This window comes from Nocardia sp. JCM 38205 (assembly GCF_058222935.1).
On sequence record NZ_JBYHFL010000001.1, the window covers coordinates 1,408,235 to 1,422,029 of the forward strand.

At 70.1% G+C, this 13,795-nt stretch carries 13 protein-coding genes; 5 read left to right on the top strand and 8 right to left on the bottom strand.

The window, feature by feature from the left end; translation table 11 throughout:
• The first annotated feature begins 128 nt into the window (after positions 1–128).
• From AC4HOU_RS06570 to AC4HOU_RS06580, 3 genes are read left to right on the top strand one after another with little or no spacing between them, the layout of a single operon-like run.
• Entirely contained in the window at positions 129–893 is a 765-nt protein-coding gene (locus AC4HOU_RS06570; protein WP_163816202.1) for a class I SAM-dependent methyltransferase, read from the top strand.
• Entirely contained in the window at positions 890–2,428 is a 1,539-nt protein-coding gene (locus AC4HOU_RS06575; RefSeq protein ID WP_490724228.1) for a 1,4-alpha-glucan branching protein domain-containing protein, read from the top strand. The genes AC4HOU_RS06570 and AC4HOU_RS06575 overlap by 4 nt, the downstream gene beginning before the upstream one ends.
• Entirely contained in the window at positions 2,425–3,687 is a 1,263-nt protein-coding gene (locus tag AC4HOU_RS06580; protein ID WP_163816167.1) for a glycosyltransferase family 4 protein, read from the top strand. Before AC4HOU_RS06575 ends, AC4HOU_RS06580 begins: the two co-directional genes overlap by 4 nt.
• A 9-nt stretch (positions 3,688–3,696) precedes the next feature.
• Here the strand turns inward: AC4HOU_RS06580 and AC4HOU_RS06585 are convergent, their stop codons facing one another.
• Positions 3,697–5,031, bottom strand: a complete 1,335-nt coding sequence (locus AC4HOU_RS06585) for an outer membrane protein assembly factor BamB family protein (RefSeq protein WP_490724229.1) — start codon at positions 5,029–5,031, stop codon at positions 3,697–3,699.
• Between the two features lie 152 nt (positions 5,032–5,183).
• On the opposite strand from AC4HOU_RS06585, the gene AC4HOU_RS06590 reads away from it, so the two are divergent.
• Both AC4HOU_RS06590 and AC4HOU_RS06595 read left to right on the top strand, forming a co-directional pair.
• The gene (locus tag AC4HOU_RS06590; RefSeq protein ID WP_163816169.1) at positions 5,184–5,933 is read left to right on the top strand and encodes an acyltransferase; all 750 of its coding nucleotides are present in this window, start codon (positions 5,184–5,186) and stop codon (positions 5,931–5,933) included.
• 82 nt (positions 5,934–6,015) lie between these two features.
• Positions 6,016–6,564, top strand: coding sequence for a DUF1697 domain-containing protein (locus AC4HOU_RS06595; protein ID WP_163816171.1), 549 nt, complete (start codon positions 6,016–6,018; stop codon positions 6,562–6,564).
• Positions 6,565–6,671: 107 nt separating this feature from the next.
• Here AC4HOU_RS06595 and AC4HOU_RS06600 read toward each other — a convergent pair whose 3' ends face one another.
• The 7 genes from AC4HOU_RS06600 to serB form a co-directional block, all read right to left on the bottom strand.
• Positions 6,672–8,042: a class I SAM-dependent methyltransferase gene (locus AC4HOU_RS06600; protein WP_194989305.1), complete on the bottom strand. Its 1,371-nt coding sequence runs from the start codon at positions 8,040–8,042 to the stop codon at positions 6,672–6,674.
• A complete protein-coding gene (locus AC4HOU_RS06605; RefSeq protein ID WP_014352264.1) occupies positions 8,042–9,019 on the bottom strand; it encodes a class I SAM-dependent methyltransferase in 978 nt (325 codons plus the stop codon). Before AC4HOU_RS06605 ends, AC4HOU_RS06600 begins: the two co-directional genes overlap by 1 nt.
• Before the next feature lie 71 nt (positions 9,020–9,090).
• Positions 9,091–9,867, bottom strand: coding sequence for an enoyl-CoA hydratase-related protein (locus tag AC4HOU_RS06610; protein ID WP_163816175.1), 777 nt, complete (start codon positions 9,865–9,867; stop codon positions 9,091–9,093).
• 33 nt (positions 9,868–9,900) lie between these two features.
• Positions 9,901–10,710: an NUDIX hydrolase gene (locus AC4HOU_RS06615; protein WP_490724230.1), complete on the bottom strand. Its 810-nt coding sequence runs from the start codon at positions 10,708–10,710 to the stop codon at positions 9,901–9,903.
• Between the two features lie 59 nt (positions 10,711–10,769).
• Positions 10,770–11,603 carry an ABC transporter ATP-binding protein gene (locus AC4HOU_RS06620; RefSeq protein WP_490724231.1) on the bottom strand — a complete coding sequence of 278 codons (834 nt, stop codon included), beginning with the start codon at positions 11,601–11,603 and terminating at the stop codon, positions 10,770–10,772.
• A 66-nt stretch (positions 11,604–11,669) separates the two neighbouring features.
• Positions 11,670–12,479 (bottom strand): peptidyl-tRNA hydrolase, encoded by an 810-nt coding sequence (locus tag AC4HOU_RS06625; RefSeq protein WP_490724232.1) that lies wholly within the window; start codon positions 12,477–12,479, stop codon positions 11,670–11,672.
• A 4-nt stretch (positions 12,480–12,483) separates the two neighbouring features.
• Positions 12,484–13,701 (bottom strand): phosphoserine phosphatase SerB, encoded by a 1,218-nt coding sequence (gene serB, locus AC4HOU_RS06630; RefSeq protein WP_163816181.1) that lies wholly within the window; start codon positions 13,699–13,701, stop codon positions 12,484–12,486.
• Positions 13,702–13,795: the final 94 nt, after the last annotated feature.

A 13,795-nucleotide genomic window follows, 5' to 3' on the forward strand; every position in this document is an offset into this window, starting at 1 on the left:
ACTCGTGGGTAACTTACTCCGCGAGGGTCCTGAACACCAGACCGGGAACAAGTTCACCGGCCCGTACCAGTAACGTCAGAACGATGAGTGAGGCTGTGATTCCTGCCGCAGTAGGCGAACCGGCACCCATGACCGCCGCGACGCCGGGCGCACTCGACCCGCTGCCGCTGACCGGCGAGCGCACCGTGCCTGGAATCGCCGAGGAGAACTACTGGTTCCGCAGGCACGAGATCGTCTACGCGCGACTGCTGGAGCGCTGCGCGGGCAAGGTGGTGCTCGAGGCGGGTTCGGGCGAGGGCTACGGCGCCGACATGATCGCCGGCGTCGCCACCCGGGTGATCGGACTGGACTATGACGCGAGCGCGGTCGAGCACGTGCGCGCGCGCTACCCGCGCGTGGAGATGATCCAGGGCAATCTCGCCGATCTGCCGCTGGACGACGCCTCGGTCGACGTGGTGGTGAATTTCCAAGTGATCGAACATCTTTGGGATCAGGCGCAGTTCCTGCGGGAATGCCTGCGGGTGCTGCGACCGGGCGGCGAGCTGCTCATCAGCACGCCGAACCGGATCACCTTCTCCCCCGGCCGCGACACTCCGCTCAACCCGTTCCACACCAGGGAACTCAATGCCGCCGAACTCACCGAACTGCTGGTGGAGGCCGGTTTCGAGGTGTCGGTGATGACCGGCGTGCACCACGGCGAGACGCTGAAAGCGCTGGACGCCAAGCACGGTGGCTCGTTCATCGACGCGCAGATCGAGCGCGCGCTGGCCGGTGAACCCTGGCCTGCCGAACTCACCGCCGACGTCGCCGCGGTGACCGTCGACGATTTCGCCCTGACTACCGACGACATCGATGCCAGCCTGGATCTGGTGGCCATCGCGGTGAAGCCTTGACCGATAACGCACAACCCGTGCCCGGCCAGTTCACCCTGGTCCTGCATTCGCATCTGCCGTGGCTGGCCCATCACGGCCGCTGGCCGGTGGGTGAGGAATGGCTCTATCAGTCCTGGGCCGCGTCCTACCTTCCGGTCGTCGACGTTCTGAGAACCCTTGCCGCCGAAGGCCGTTCGCATCTGCTGACGCTCGGCATCACCCCGGTGCTCGCCGCCCAGCTCGACGATCCGCACTGCCTGGCCGGTATGCATCACTGGCTCGGCAATTGGCAGTTGCGCGCCGACGAGGCCGCGATGGCCGGCAACATCGCGCTCGGCAGGCATGAGCACCGGCTGGCCGCGGCCGCATTGGCGGAGTTCGAACAGCATTGGCGTCACGGCGCCGCCCCCGTGTGGCGGCAGCTGATCGATGCCGAGGCGATCGAACTGCTCGGCGGCCCGCTGGCCCATCCGTTCCAGCCGCTGCTCGATCCCCGACTGCGCGAATTCCAGCTCACCGAAGGGCTCGCCGACGCCCGGCTGCGCTGGGGCCACACCCCGTCCGGGATCTGGGCGCCCGAATGCGGCTACACCCCCGGGATGGAGGTCGGCTACGCCGCCGCGGGTGTGACGCATTTCATGGTCGACGGGCCGGCGCTGCGCGGCGATTCCAGCCTCGGACGGCCGGTTCGCGAATCCGATGTGGTGGCCTTCGGCCGCGATCTCCAGGTCAGCTACCGGGTCTGGTCGCCGAAGTCCGGCTATCCGGGCCACAGTGCCTACCGCGATTTCCATCACTACGACCACGCCACCGGTCTCAAACCGGCCCGGGTCACCGGCAAATCGGTCGCCGGGCCGGACAAGGCGCCCTACGACCCCGAGCTGGCAGCCGCCGCGGTGCGCGCCGACGTCGACGATTTCGTCGCCACCGTGCGCGAACGGCTGATCGGCGAGTCCGCGCGGATCGGCAGGCCCGCGCTGGTGGTTGCGGCCTTCGACACCGAGCTGTTCGGGCACTGGTGGCACGAGGGTCCGCAGTGGCTGGCGCAGGTGCTGCGCGCGCTGCCCGAGGCGGGCGTCACCGTCGGCACCCTGGCCGACGCGCGGGCGAACGGCTATGTCGGCGAGCCGGTGCAGTTGACCGATTCGTCGTGGGGCTCGGGTAAGGACTGGCGGGTCTGGGCCGGCGATCAGGTGCGCGATCTGGTGGAGCTCAACGACGATATCGTCGCCCTCGCGCTGGACACCGTCGACAAGATGCGTGCGGATTCCTCGGCGACCGGCCGCGACCGGGTGGCCGATCAGCTGCTGCGCGAGGCCATCCTGACCGTGTCCAGCGACTGGGCGTTCATGGTCAGCAAGGACTCCGCGGCCGGGTACGCCCGCGAACGCGCACACCAGCACGCGCACGCGGTGCGTGAGATCGCCGCGGCCGTCGGGGCCGGTCAGCTCGCCAAAGCACGGCAGTTGGCGGCAGGATGGGGGGCGGCCGACGGATTCTTCCCGGCCCTGGACGCGCGTCGGCTGCGCGCTGCCACCTCAGAAGGACATACATGAAGATCTTGATGGTGTCGTGGGAATACCCGCCGGTCGTCGTCGGCGGGCTGGGCAGACACGTCCATCACCTGGCCACCGAGCTCGCCGCCGCGGGCCACGAGGTGGTCGTGCTGGCGCGCCGCCCCACCGGCACCGACCCGTCGACCCACCCCACGCATTCCTACATCGCCGACGGCGTCCTGGTGGTCGCGGTCGCCGAGGACCCGCCGTTCTTCGATTTCGGCGAGGACATGCTCGCGTGGACGCTGGCGATGGGCCATGCGATGGTGCGCGCCGGCGTCGCACTGAACAAGCCCGGCATCGGCGAGGGCTGGACCCCCGATGTGGTGCACGCCCACGACTGGTTGGTGGCCCATCCGGCCATCGCGCTGGCCGAGTACTACGACGTGCCGCTGGTCTCGACCATTCACGCCACCGAGGCCGGCCGGCACAGCGGCTGGGTCTCCGGCCGGGTCAATCGCCAAGTGCATTCGGTGGAGTGGTGGCTGGCCAATGAATCCGACGCGCTCATCACTTGTTCGGCCTCCATGCAGGACGAGGTGGAGCGGCTCTACAGCCCCGACCGCATCCCGCTGACCGTCATCCGCAACGGCATCGATGTCGGCGCCTGGACCTTCCGGCCGCGGCCGCCGCGCACCGGACCGCCGCGGCTGCTGTATGTGGGCAGGCTCGAATACGAGAAGGGCGTGCAGGACGCGATCGCGGCGCTGCCGCGGATCCGGCGCGCCCACCCCGGCACCACGCTCACCATCGCCGGGGTCGGCACCCAGTTCGAATGGCTGCGCGAGCGGGCCAGGGTGCACCGGGTGGCGCGGGCGGTCACCTTCGCCGGCCAGCTCGACCACACCGAACTGCTCGGCTGGCTGCACGGCGCCGACGCCATCGTGCTGCCGAGTCGCTACGAACCCTTCGGGATCGTCGCGCTGGAGGCGGCCGCGGCGGGAACCCCCCTGGTCACCTCCACGGCCGGTGGGCTCGGTGAGGCCGTGATCGACGGCGTGACCGGTGCGTCCTTCGAACCGGCCGACGTGGACGGACTCGTGCAGGCGGTGCGCGCGGTGCTCGACGATCCGGCCGCCGCCCAGGAACGCGCCTACGCCGCCCGCGAACGCCTGACCGCCGATTTCTCCTGGGATGTGGTGGCCGCCGAGACCGCGCAGGTGTATCAGTCCGCCAAGCGGCGGGTGCGGACCCCGCTCGGGCGTCCGGTGATCACCATGCGCCCACTGCCGGAACGCGATCCCAACCAGCCGGTCTGACCGGCCGGCTCATTCCTGCGGGGCGAAGACGAAGATCTCGCCGATCCGGGTGGCCACGACCACCTCGCCGTCGGCGCTGACCGAGGTTCCGGTGGTGGTGCCGCTCGCACCGGGCAGCACGTCCGAGTCGAGGGTCTGGCCGCTCTCGGTATCGAAGGTGATCAGGTTGAGGCCGTCACCGATGGCCGCCACCGTGTAGCCGGTGTGCCCCGCGGTCTGGGCGGGCGTGCCCCGGTGGCCGAGATCCTTACGCTCCCAGACCTGTTCGACGCTGTCGCCGTTGTCGCGCAGGGCCAGCAGGTAGCCGTCGTCGCCGGCCGGGATGATCAGCCCGTCGGCGGAGACGGAGATGCCGCGGCGCGGAGTCCACTCCAGCGGATGCACCCATTTGGTGCTGCCCTCCATGGCGTCGACGGCGATCAGCCGGTCGCTGTTGTCGCCCACGTAGACGGTGCTGCCGTCGGCCGACAGGGCCGGGCTGGTGGCGCTGCCGCCCTCCAGCATCTCGGCGCTCCACAACCGCTCGATCTCGCCGTCGATGTAGCGCAACGCCACCAGCGAGGCCCTGGCGTCGCCCGGACGCCACACGGTGGCGTAGAAGCGCCCGGAGTCGGTGTCGATGGGCGAGACATTGGCCACCGCGCACTGCGGGCCGCCGGTGGGGCAGTCGTCGAGGCCGTCACCGGACGGCGGCCAGCTGAGAGCGGGAAGTTCGAGATGATCGGGCTGGCCGAGCAACTGCATGGTGGGCACCAGCCGCTGACCGGTCTGCCGTGACAGCACATCGATCTGGCCGGCCTGGGTGATGGTGAGCAGGTTGCTGTCGCCGGTGAACTGCAACGAGACGGGCACGCCCGCCACCGCGGTGCGCCAGCGCGGCTGGCCGAGGTAGTTCATCGACGTCACGCCGCTGTCGTCGCCGACGTAGACGTTGGCGAGGCCATCGATCAGCGTCGGCGAGGAGATCGCGTTCGGCCCCATCGGGTTACAGAACCGTTTGCGGCCGGTGGGCATCTGGAAGGAGAAGATATTGCAGCCCGACGGTGTGCGGGTGGTGACGAACATCTGGCCCTCGGCCGCCACCCCGACCGGAGTCGCGATCGGCCCGCCCACCGGGCGCGACCACTTCAACTCCACCGCGTGCGCGCCGGTGACCGGGCTGGTACCGCTGTTGCGGGCGTCGTGATGGGCGCCGGGCCAGCCGAGGCCGGGGCCGACGGTGATGTCATCGACATCGGTGCCGCAGCCGGTGAGCACCACCGCGCCCACTGCCAGTAGCGCCGCCGCCGTATTCACCCGCAGCCGTTGCCGCCCGGATACAGCTCGTACGCTGCCGATTCGCACCTGCTGCTCTCCTTCACACGCGATCTGCCGTGATCATCTCCCCGCGCGCCCGCGCGTGCCAGTGAGGTTAGCCGACGGGTATCGATCCGCTCGGGGCAGCACGTCAGTAGGCTGTGTGCGCGATAGGCGGACACACGACGGGAGAACAGTTCGTGACGAGCATGTGGGGCGCACCGTTGCGTTCACGGTGGCGGGGATCGCGGCGCCGCGATCCGCAGCAGGCACGCTTTCTCACCATGGCGTCGCTGCGCTGGGTGATCGCCAACCGTGCCTACACGCCGTGGTACCTGGTGCGCTACTACCGGCTGTTCAAGTTCCGGCTGACCAACCCGCATATCGTGTTGCGCGGCATGGTGTTCCTCGGCCGGCGGGTGGAGATCCACGCGACCCCGGAGCTGGGCCGGATGGAGATCGGCCGCTGGGTGCACATCGGCGACGGCAATGCCATCCGCTGCCACGAGGGTTCGCTGCGCATCGGCGACAAGGTGGTCTTCGGCAAGGACAACGTCGTCAACACCTACCTCGATATCGAGATCGGTGAGTCGACGCTGGTCGCGGACTGGTGCTACATCTGCGACTTCGACCACAAGATGGACGACATCACCATGCCGATCAAGGATCAGGGCATCGTGAAGAGCCCGGTCCGCATCGGCCCCGACACCTGGATCGCGGCCAAGGTGACGGTGCTGCGCGAGACCCGCGTCGGCCGAGGCTGCGTGCTCGGCGCGCACGCCGTGGTCAAGGGCGAGATCCCCGACTACTCCATTGCCGTCGGCGCACCGGCCAAGGTGGTCAAGAACCGCAAGGCGGCCTGGGAGTCCGGTGCCGAACAGCGCGCGGCCTATCTGGCGGCGCTCGAGGACATCGAACGGAAGAAGAACGGCGCCCCGGCTCAGGCCTGAGCGGCGGGCCCGCCGCCCGCGCGGGCCCGATCACGGCTGCGGTAACGCCCGGTTGTCGGCGCGATCCATTACGGTCTGCCCCATGACGAGGTACGCGGCGCTGTTGCGCGGGATCGCCCCGATGAACCCGAACATGACCAACGACAAGCTCCGAGGCGTGTTCACCGGGCTCGGCTTCGAGGCGGTCGCCTCGGTGCTGTCGAGCGGCAATATCGTCTTCCGCACCGGCGAGGCCGATCCGGCCGAGCTGGAGGACCGGATCCAGCGGGCACTCAACCGGGAACTGGGCATCCCGGGCGGCACCATCATCCGCGACTACGACGAGCTGCGCACGCTGCTGGACTCCGACCCGTTCGAGGGACTGACCCATGGGCGCGGCACCTACCTGACCGCCACCTTCCTGAAGAGCACCAGCAACGAGCCGATCGAGCTGCCCGACGATCCCGATCCACTCACCCGCGTGGTCGGCTACGACCCCGCCGCCCGGGTCTTCCTGTTCGTCGTCGACAACAGCACGCCGAGGACTCCCGATTTCATGGCCTGGCTGGAGCGCACCTACGGCAAGGACATCACCACGCGCACCTGGCTGACGGTGCAGCGGGTGGTGAAGAAGATGGAAGCGATCACCTGAGCACCCGGGCTGCGCGCGATCACGCAGCGAGGCGTAGCGCGGCAGGCTTCCGGGTCGCGCCCGAGATCGATCATGTGCCTGGCGTCCTCGGCGGCGGTCGGGCAGAGCTATCCGGAGTCGGGCCGAGCGGCAGCTACGGCCTCACACAGGAACACGGTGGCGTGGCGGCCGATGCGCGTGATCACGAGCGTGAAGGGCTGGGAGCCGGTCGGTTTCAGGCGGCGGCGCAGCTGGTCCGGGTCGACGTCGACGCCGCGCACCAGGATCTCCAGCGCGCCGCAGTCCCGTCGGCGCAGCTCGGAGCGCAACGACTTCTCGCGGAAATCCAGCTGGTCGAGCACCCGGAAGCCGCGCACGCCCTCGGGCACCCGGTCGCCGGTGAGGTAGGCGATACGCGGGTCCAGCTGCCAGAGACCGTGTCTCGCCGCGTACTGGCGGACCAGGCCGGCGCGGACGATGGCGCCGTCCGGGTCGATGATCCATTCGCCGGGGGCGCGCTCGGGGATGTCGTCGGGCTCGGCGTCGGTGAGGATGGTGGCCCGGCCAGTCGACGACAGCACCGTCGCACGGCGGGTGACGCCGGAGTCGGTCAGTCCGGGCGACCACAGGCAGGCTTCCCGGACCGAACCGTCGAGGGACACGACCTCGATCTCTCCGGTCCAGTCGAGGCTATCGAAATCCAGTCCGGGGGCGCATTTCACGGCCAGATCACGACCGGGATAGGCGGCGAGGAGATTCGGCAGCGGTGGTTGGAGTTTCGCCGGATCGTGCGTTCGCCTGCCGTCGGCTCGGCGCGCTGGATCAGCGATGATCACAATGTCCCGTGTACACGGGACCAACGCATCCGCCTTGACCAGCAGCACATTTCGGGCGGTTACCGCGTCGTCGCCGGGCCGCCGAGCAGGTGCGATTCGCTCCGGCACGACAACCCCGGCGGACGCGTTGTCGGACGACACCGAACCGGTCGATGCATAGTCGGCCGGTTCGTCGACAGCAGCCGTCGTGCCGATAATGCCAATCGTTCGGGCCGGCCGCCGCGCCAGCGACAGCGCCGATCGGCCTAGATTGTGCCGCGCCATCGCGAGGCGAACGTCGTCCAGGTCGCTGCCGATCACGGCCGGGCACACCCGCGCCAGCTCGGCCAGTTCCGCGCCGATCGAGCAGGTCACATCGTGGACGGCGCGACCGGCGAGCCGGGCCGCCCGGTGCCGCGCCACCACTGTTGGCGTGGCCTGCTGGAGCGCGTCGTCGGTGAACAGCCACTCCCCCGCGTCGGCGAGTTTGGCGGCGGCCCGGCGGCGTAGCCGCACCGTCTCGATCAGTGCCGCCGCCCGGTCGCCGTGGTCGCGGCGCACCCGCTCCAGATCGCGCAGGTGCGTCGACGGGGTCAGCTCCAGCCGGTCCACGTCGGCCAGTGCGGCGGCGCCCGCCGCACCGGCCAGGAAGACGACGTCCTCGTGGCTGAAGCCGTAGCCCACTACTGGCCCGGGGCGCCCGGCTTCACACCGGTGATCATGGCGTTGTAGAAGAACTGGCGCGGCACCACCCGGCGCATGACGTTCTCGTCGACCCAGCTCAGGCCCAGCCACGCCTTGTACATCGCCATCCGGTAGCGCCAGGTGAGCTTTTCGGCGGGCACGGCGGCCTCGAAGGTGCGCACCGGCCAACCCCACAGCGCCGCGGCGAACTCCTCGGTGTGCGCGGCGACCTCGACCGCGCCGGCCGAGCGGGCCATCGCCTCGAGCTGGTCGGGGGTGAAGGTGTGCAGGTCGACGACGGCCTCGAGGGCGGCGGCGCGCGAGGACTCGTCCAGCTCCTCCTGCGGACGGCGCCAGCTCGCCAGACCGGGCAGCTTGGTGAGGTTGGTGGTGGCGCCCCAGGTGATCCGCCCGAGCCAGCGCGCGTAGAAATTGCCGGCGGTGGTGGGCTCGCCGGCGAAGACCAGGCGCCCGCCCGGCTTGAGCACGCGCAGGCATTCCTTCAGCGCGAGTTCGACATCCGGGATGTGGTGCAGCACGGCGTGGCCGACCACCAGGTCGAAGGTGTTGTCCTCGTAGGGGATGGTTTCGGCGTCGGCGACGCGGCCGTCCACGTCCAGGCCGAGGTTCTGCGCGTTGCGCAGCGCGACCTTCACCATGCCCGGCGACAGGTCGGTCACCGAACCGCTCTTGGCCACCCCGGCCTGCATCAGGTTCAGCAGGAAGAAGCCGGTGCCGCAACCGAGTTCCAGCGCCCGGCCGTAGGGCAGCGCCACCGGCCCGACGGCGGCGTCGAAGCGGCCGCGCGCGTACTCGATACACCGTTCGTCATAGGAGATCGACCACTTGTCGTCGTAGGTCTCGGCTTCCCAGTCGTGGTAGAGGACCTGGGCGAGTTTGGTGTCCTTGAGCGCGGCTTCGACCTCGGCCTCGGTGGCATGCGGGTTCGGCGCGGGGTCGTCGTGGCGTACCGTCATGGTGGCCTAGCCTAAACCCTCGCTGTAGGTCGTCTCATACCAGTGGGTGGGATCGCGCGCGCGGCGGCGGATCAGCGTCCGACGAACTCCGCCGAGCCGGGCCCGTCGGCCAAATAAGAACGTGTTCCTATCAGGCGATCTTCCGTGCCGAACAGCTCCGACCACGCGATTCGGGCCCGATCGTGGCCGTGCGGGCCCGCCTCGAAGACCGCTTTCGCCGCCGCCAATGCGCGGGCCGGACCGTCGAGGAAACCACGCGCCCAACCCACTGCCGCGGTGTAGACGTCATCGGGTGCCACGACCTCGTCGACCAGTCCGAGAGCGCGTGCCTCGTCCGGTTCCACGAAGCGGCCGGTGTACACCAGATCCTTGGCGGCGCCCGGCCCGATGAGTGCGGTGAGCCTGCGGATGCCTGCCAGCGGGATCAGGCCCGCCTTGATCTGCGGCAGCCCGAGCTTGACGTTGTCGCCGATGACGCGGCGGTCGGCGCCGAGGGCGAGTTCCAGGCCGGAACCGAGCGCGTAGCCGCTGATCGCGGCCACCGTCGGCTGCGGAAGCCGGGCCAGGCAGCCGAGCGCGTGCTGCAGATCGGCGGCCACGGCGCCGGCCTGCTCAGCGGAGAGCGCGGCCAGTTCGGCGAGATCGTCGCCGGCGCAGAAGACGCGTTCGTCGCCGTAGACCACCACCGCGCCGATGCGCGGATCCACGCCGACCGCATGCGCCGCGGCGGCCAGCTCCCGCACCACCTGGATGTTCAGCAGGTTCATCGGCGCACGGGCGATACGCAGTACCGCCACCCGGCGTTCGGTCTCGCCGTCCAGCTCGTCCACGGTCACGAATTCGGCCATGGCTGGCAACCTACCGGGTGCGCGCCGGATCTTTCATTCGCGCGTGGAGCCCTGCAGCTTGCGCTGATCGGGAAGGTCGTCGAAGTACCGGGCGCAGTCCGGGAAGCTGAGCGCCTTCCTGCCCTCGGCGGCACTGAACACCGGTTCGATCGGGTCGATGGCGCGCTCGGCGGCCAGGATCTCGGCGGTGGAGGCGTAGCCGGACAGCGCGTCCAGCTGAGCCCAGGTGGGCGGCAGCAGGATGTCGGCCCCGGCCCGCCAGCGGTCCAGCGCTGCCGCGGGGGTACGCCACTGGACCTCGTCGGCTTCGGAGGTCGCGCCGTCGGCGCGCTGGCCTTCGGGCAGCACGGCGACGAAGAATCGGGTGTCGTAGCGACGCTTCTCGACCTCGGGGGTGATCCAGTTGGCCCACGGGCGCAGCAGATCGGCGCGCAGCACCAGCTTCTCCTCGACCAGGAACTGCGCCAGCGACAGCTCACGCCGCTCCAGCTTGCCCCTGGCCTCGCGATAGCCGGTGGTATCGGCGACCACCTGGTCGGCGGCCGGGCCGGCCAGCAGCACCCCGCACTCTTCGAAGGTTTCCCGCACTGCGGCACAGACCAGGGCCTGGGCACGCGGTTCGGTGGTGCGGAAACGCTCGGCCCACCAGGCCGGTTCCGGCCCGGCCCAGGCGATGTCGGCGGTCGCGTCGGAGGCGTCGACGCCGCCGCCGGGGAAGACGGTCATGCCCGCGGCGAAGGCCATGGCTCCGACCCGGCGCTGGAGGAACACCTCGGGGCCGGTGGCCCCGTCGCGCACCAGCATCACCGTCGAAGCATCCTTGGGCAGCACCACATCACTCATTCCTGCACCCTAACGCTCGCTTGGGAACGGGCACGCCGACGGCGTGGGGTTCCGACCACTCAGCGAGAACGGTGTTTGCCGAAGCGGCGCGCCCGGCGCGCGAAGTATCGTCCGTCGACCCGATCGAGCGCGATGGACTGACTGAAGGCCTCGCTGAGGTTCTCCGCCGTCAGCACATCCGTCAGCAGCCCCTGGGCGACGACGGAGCCCTCGTTGAGCAGCAGCCCGTGGGTGAACCCCGGTGGGATCTCCTCCACGTGGTGGGTGACCAGCACGATGGCCGGTGCGTCCGGATCGGCGGCCAGGTCGCCCAGGCGCTCGACCAGTTCCTCGCGGCCGCCGAGATCCAGGCCGGCGGCGGGTTCGTCGAGCAGCAGCAGTTCCGGGTCGGTCATCAGCGCACGGGCGATCAGCACGCGTTTGCGTTCGCCCTCGGAGAGGGTGCCGTAGGTGCGGTCGGCCAGGTGCTCGGCGCCGAGGCTTTCCAGCATGTCGATGGCGCGGTCGGCGTCGACGTCGTCGTAGCGTTCGCGCCAGCGGCCGAGCACCGCGTAGCCGGCCGAGACCACCAGATCGCTGACCTTCTCCTCGCGCGGCACCCGGCCCGCTACCGCGGCCGAGGACAGACCGATGCGCGGGCGCAGTTCGCTGACGTCGACCTTGCCGAGCACCTCGCCGAGCAGATGCGCGATGCCCGAGGTGGGATGCACCTCAGCGGCGGCCATCCGCAGCAGCGAGGTCTTGCCCGCGCCGTTGGGGCCGAGCACGACCCAGCGTTCGTCGAGCTCCACCTGCCAGGTGACCGGGCCGACGAGGGTATGGCCCGAGCGGCGGATGGTGACGTCGGTGAAATCGATGAGCAGATCGGGATCCGGTTGCGGCACGCGCTCCATCTTGGCTCAAAAGCCACGCGCGCGTACGACCGGGCCGCGTACCGGCGGTGACAGATACCGGGCGATTCAGCGAGTGAGCAGGCCGGGTGTCGCGATGACCGTCATCGAACCCGGTGCCACTTCGGTGAATCCGGCATCGCGCACCGCGACGGCCGTGCCCGTTTGCACCGCGCGGCTCAGCTCGGCCCAGTGCTCGGGATCCGATTCGCGCACCGCGCAGGCGAACTCACGCTCGGCCCAGGCCAGCGCGGCACGCTCGGGCAGCGCACCGGCGAGCAGCATGCTCGCGTGCCCCACCTGTGCCGCGGCCTTGCCGAGGGTCATGCCGAGGGCCGAATTCACCCACAGCACGGGCAGTTCGGGATCCGGCGGGCCCGGGTCGTCGTGGTCGAGGTCGGTGCCGCCGATCTGCAGCTTCCTGATCCGCGGGTCGATCGCGCCGACCGGGCCGGGGACGAGCGCGCGGGCCTGTGCGCCACCGAGCTCCACGGTGACGCCGTCGACCTCGTTCGCCGCGGCCCACTGCGCCCCGCGCGCACGCCGGGCGACCTTGCGGATCCGGGACCGTTTCCACGCCAGGTATCGGTCGGCCCATTCCCCGCCGGGGCCGACGCGCGGATCCAGGCACAGCGCCACCCCGGACGCCGCCGCGGCCGCCAGCAGCGCGCTGCGGGCGGGCGGGTCGGCTTTGGGCAGGTACAGGACCATCTGCATGGCCTGCACCAGCGCCGGATCGTCGGGGTCGCCCGCACCGCCGTAGCCCGCGGCGAGCTCGGCGTGCCTTGCGGCGAAATCACCGTCGGTCGGGCGTGGTTCGGCGGGCGCGGTGTCCTCGATCTCCTCGACCGGGGCGGCCTGCTGCGGCGTATCGGTCATCGGCTCAGCCCAGCGGTACCCGGCGCAGCAGTCCGTCCATGGCGTCGGCCGCCTCCACCTCGTCCCTGGTGACGCCGAGGATGAACAGCACCGCATCCAGGTAGGGGTGCGACAGCGCGGCGTCGGCGATCTCGCGCAACGCCGGCTTGGCGTTGAAGGCGACACCGAGTCCGGCGGCGTTGAGCATGTCGATGTCGTTGGCGCCGTCGCCCACCGCGACGGTCTGCTCCATCGGCACCCCGGCCTCGGCGGCGAATTTGCGCAGGGCGGTGGCCTTGGCGGCCCGGTCGACGATATCGCCGACCACCCGTCCGGTGAGCTTGCCGTCGACGATCTCGAGCGTGTTGGCCTGCACGAAATCCAATTCCAGATCGTGCGCCAGCGGTTCGATCACCTGGCGGAAACCGCCGGAGACCACCCCGCAGCGGAAGCCGAGCCTGCGCAGGGTGCGGATGGTGGTGCGGGCGCCGGGGGTGAGCTCGATCCGTTCGGCGACCTCCTCGATCACCGACTCGTCCAGCCCCTCGAGGGTCGCCACCCGCTGGCGCAGCGATTCACCGAAATCGATCTCGCCGCGCATGGCCGATTCGGTGACCCGGCGGACCTCGTCCTCGACGCCGGCGTGCGCGGCCAGCATCTCGATCACCTCGCCCTGGATCAGCGTGGAGTCGACGTCGAAGACGATGAGCCGCTTGGCCCGGCGCGCCAGTCCGGCCCGCTCCACCGCCACGTCGACCTGCTCGGCCACCGCGACGTCGGCCAGTGCGGTGCGCAGCCGGGAATCGGTGTCCTCGCCGGGGTCGGTGGCGCTGACCATCAGCTCCATACCGGTCACCGGGTAGTCGGCGACACCGCGGATGGCATCGATATTGGCGCCGAGCGCGGCGAGCTGACGGGAGACGGCGCTGAAGGCACGGGCGGTGACGGGCGCACCGAGGATCACCACAGCGTGGGTGGGCACCGGCGCGCGGGCCGGCTCGGCATCGATGTCGACGTCGACGTGCATGCCGACGGTGTTCATCGCCTCTTCGAGCTCGTCCTGCAGTTCTTCGGGGTCGTTCGGGCAGGTCACCAGCACCCCGAGGGTCAGACGGCCCCGGATGACGACCTGCTCCACATCCAGCAGGCTGACCTGATGGCGCGACATCGCCGTGAGTAGCACCGACGTCACGCCCGGCCGGTCGGGACCGGTGACGGTGACGAGAACTGTGGTGTCTGCCAAAACCTGCGCTCCAGTCTGTGTGAAACGCAGAAGCGGCGTACAACGGATACCCGGGGGGCCGCCGACGCCGCAACTACGAATTGTCTGCTGCGCA

Bases quoted from the DNA above. Each gene is read 5' to 3' on its own strand.
- AC4HOU_RS06620 (WP_490724231.1), bottom strand. From the start codon at position 11,603: ATGGAGCGCGTGCCGCAACCGGATCCCGATCTGCTCATCGATTTCACC.
- AC4HOU_RS06570 (WP_163816202.1), top strand. From the start codon at position 129: ATGACCGCCGCGACGCCGGGCGCACTCGACCCGCTGCCGCTGACCGGC.
- AC4HOU_RS06610 (WP_163816175.1), bottom strand. From the start codon at position 9,867: ATGGCCGAATTCGTGACCGTGGACGAGCTGGACGGCGAGACCGAACGC.
- AC4HOU_RS06615 (WP_490724230.1), bottom strand. From the start codon at position 10,710: ATGAGTGATGTGGTGCTGCCCAAGGATGCTTCGACGGTGATGCTGGTG.
- AC4HOU_RS06625 (WP_490724232.1), bottom strand. From the start codon at position 12,479: ATGACCGATACGCCGCAGCAGGCCGCCCCGGTCGAGGAGATCGAGGAC.
- AC4HOU_RS06595 (WP_163816171.1), top strand. From the start codon at position 6,016: ATGACGAGGTACGCGGCGCTGTTGCGCGGGATCGCCCCGATGAACCCG.
- AC4HOU_RS06605 (WP_014352264.1), bottom strand. From the start codon at position 9,019: ATGACGGTACGCCACGACGACCCCGCGCCGAACCCGCATGCCACCGAG.
- AC4HOU_RS06580 (WP_163816167.1), top strand. From the start codon at position 2,425: ATGAAGATCTTGATGGTGTCGTGGGAATACCCGCCGGTCGTCGTCGGC.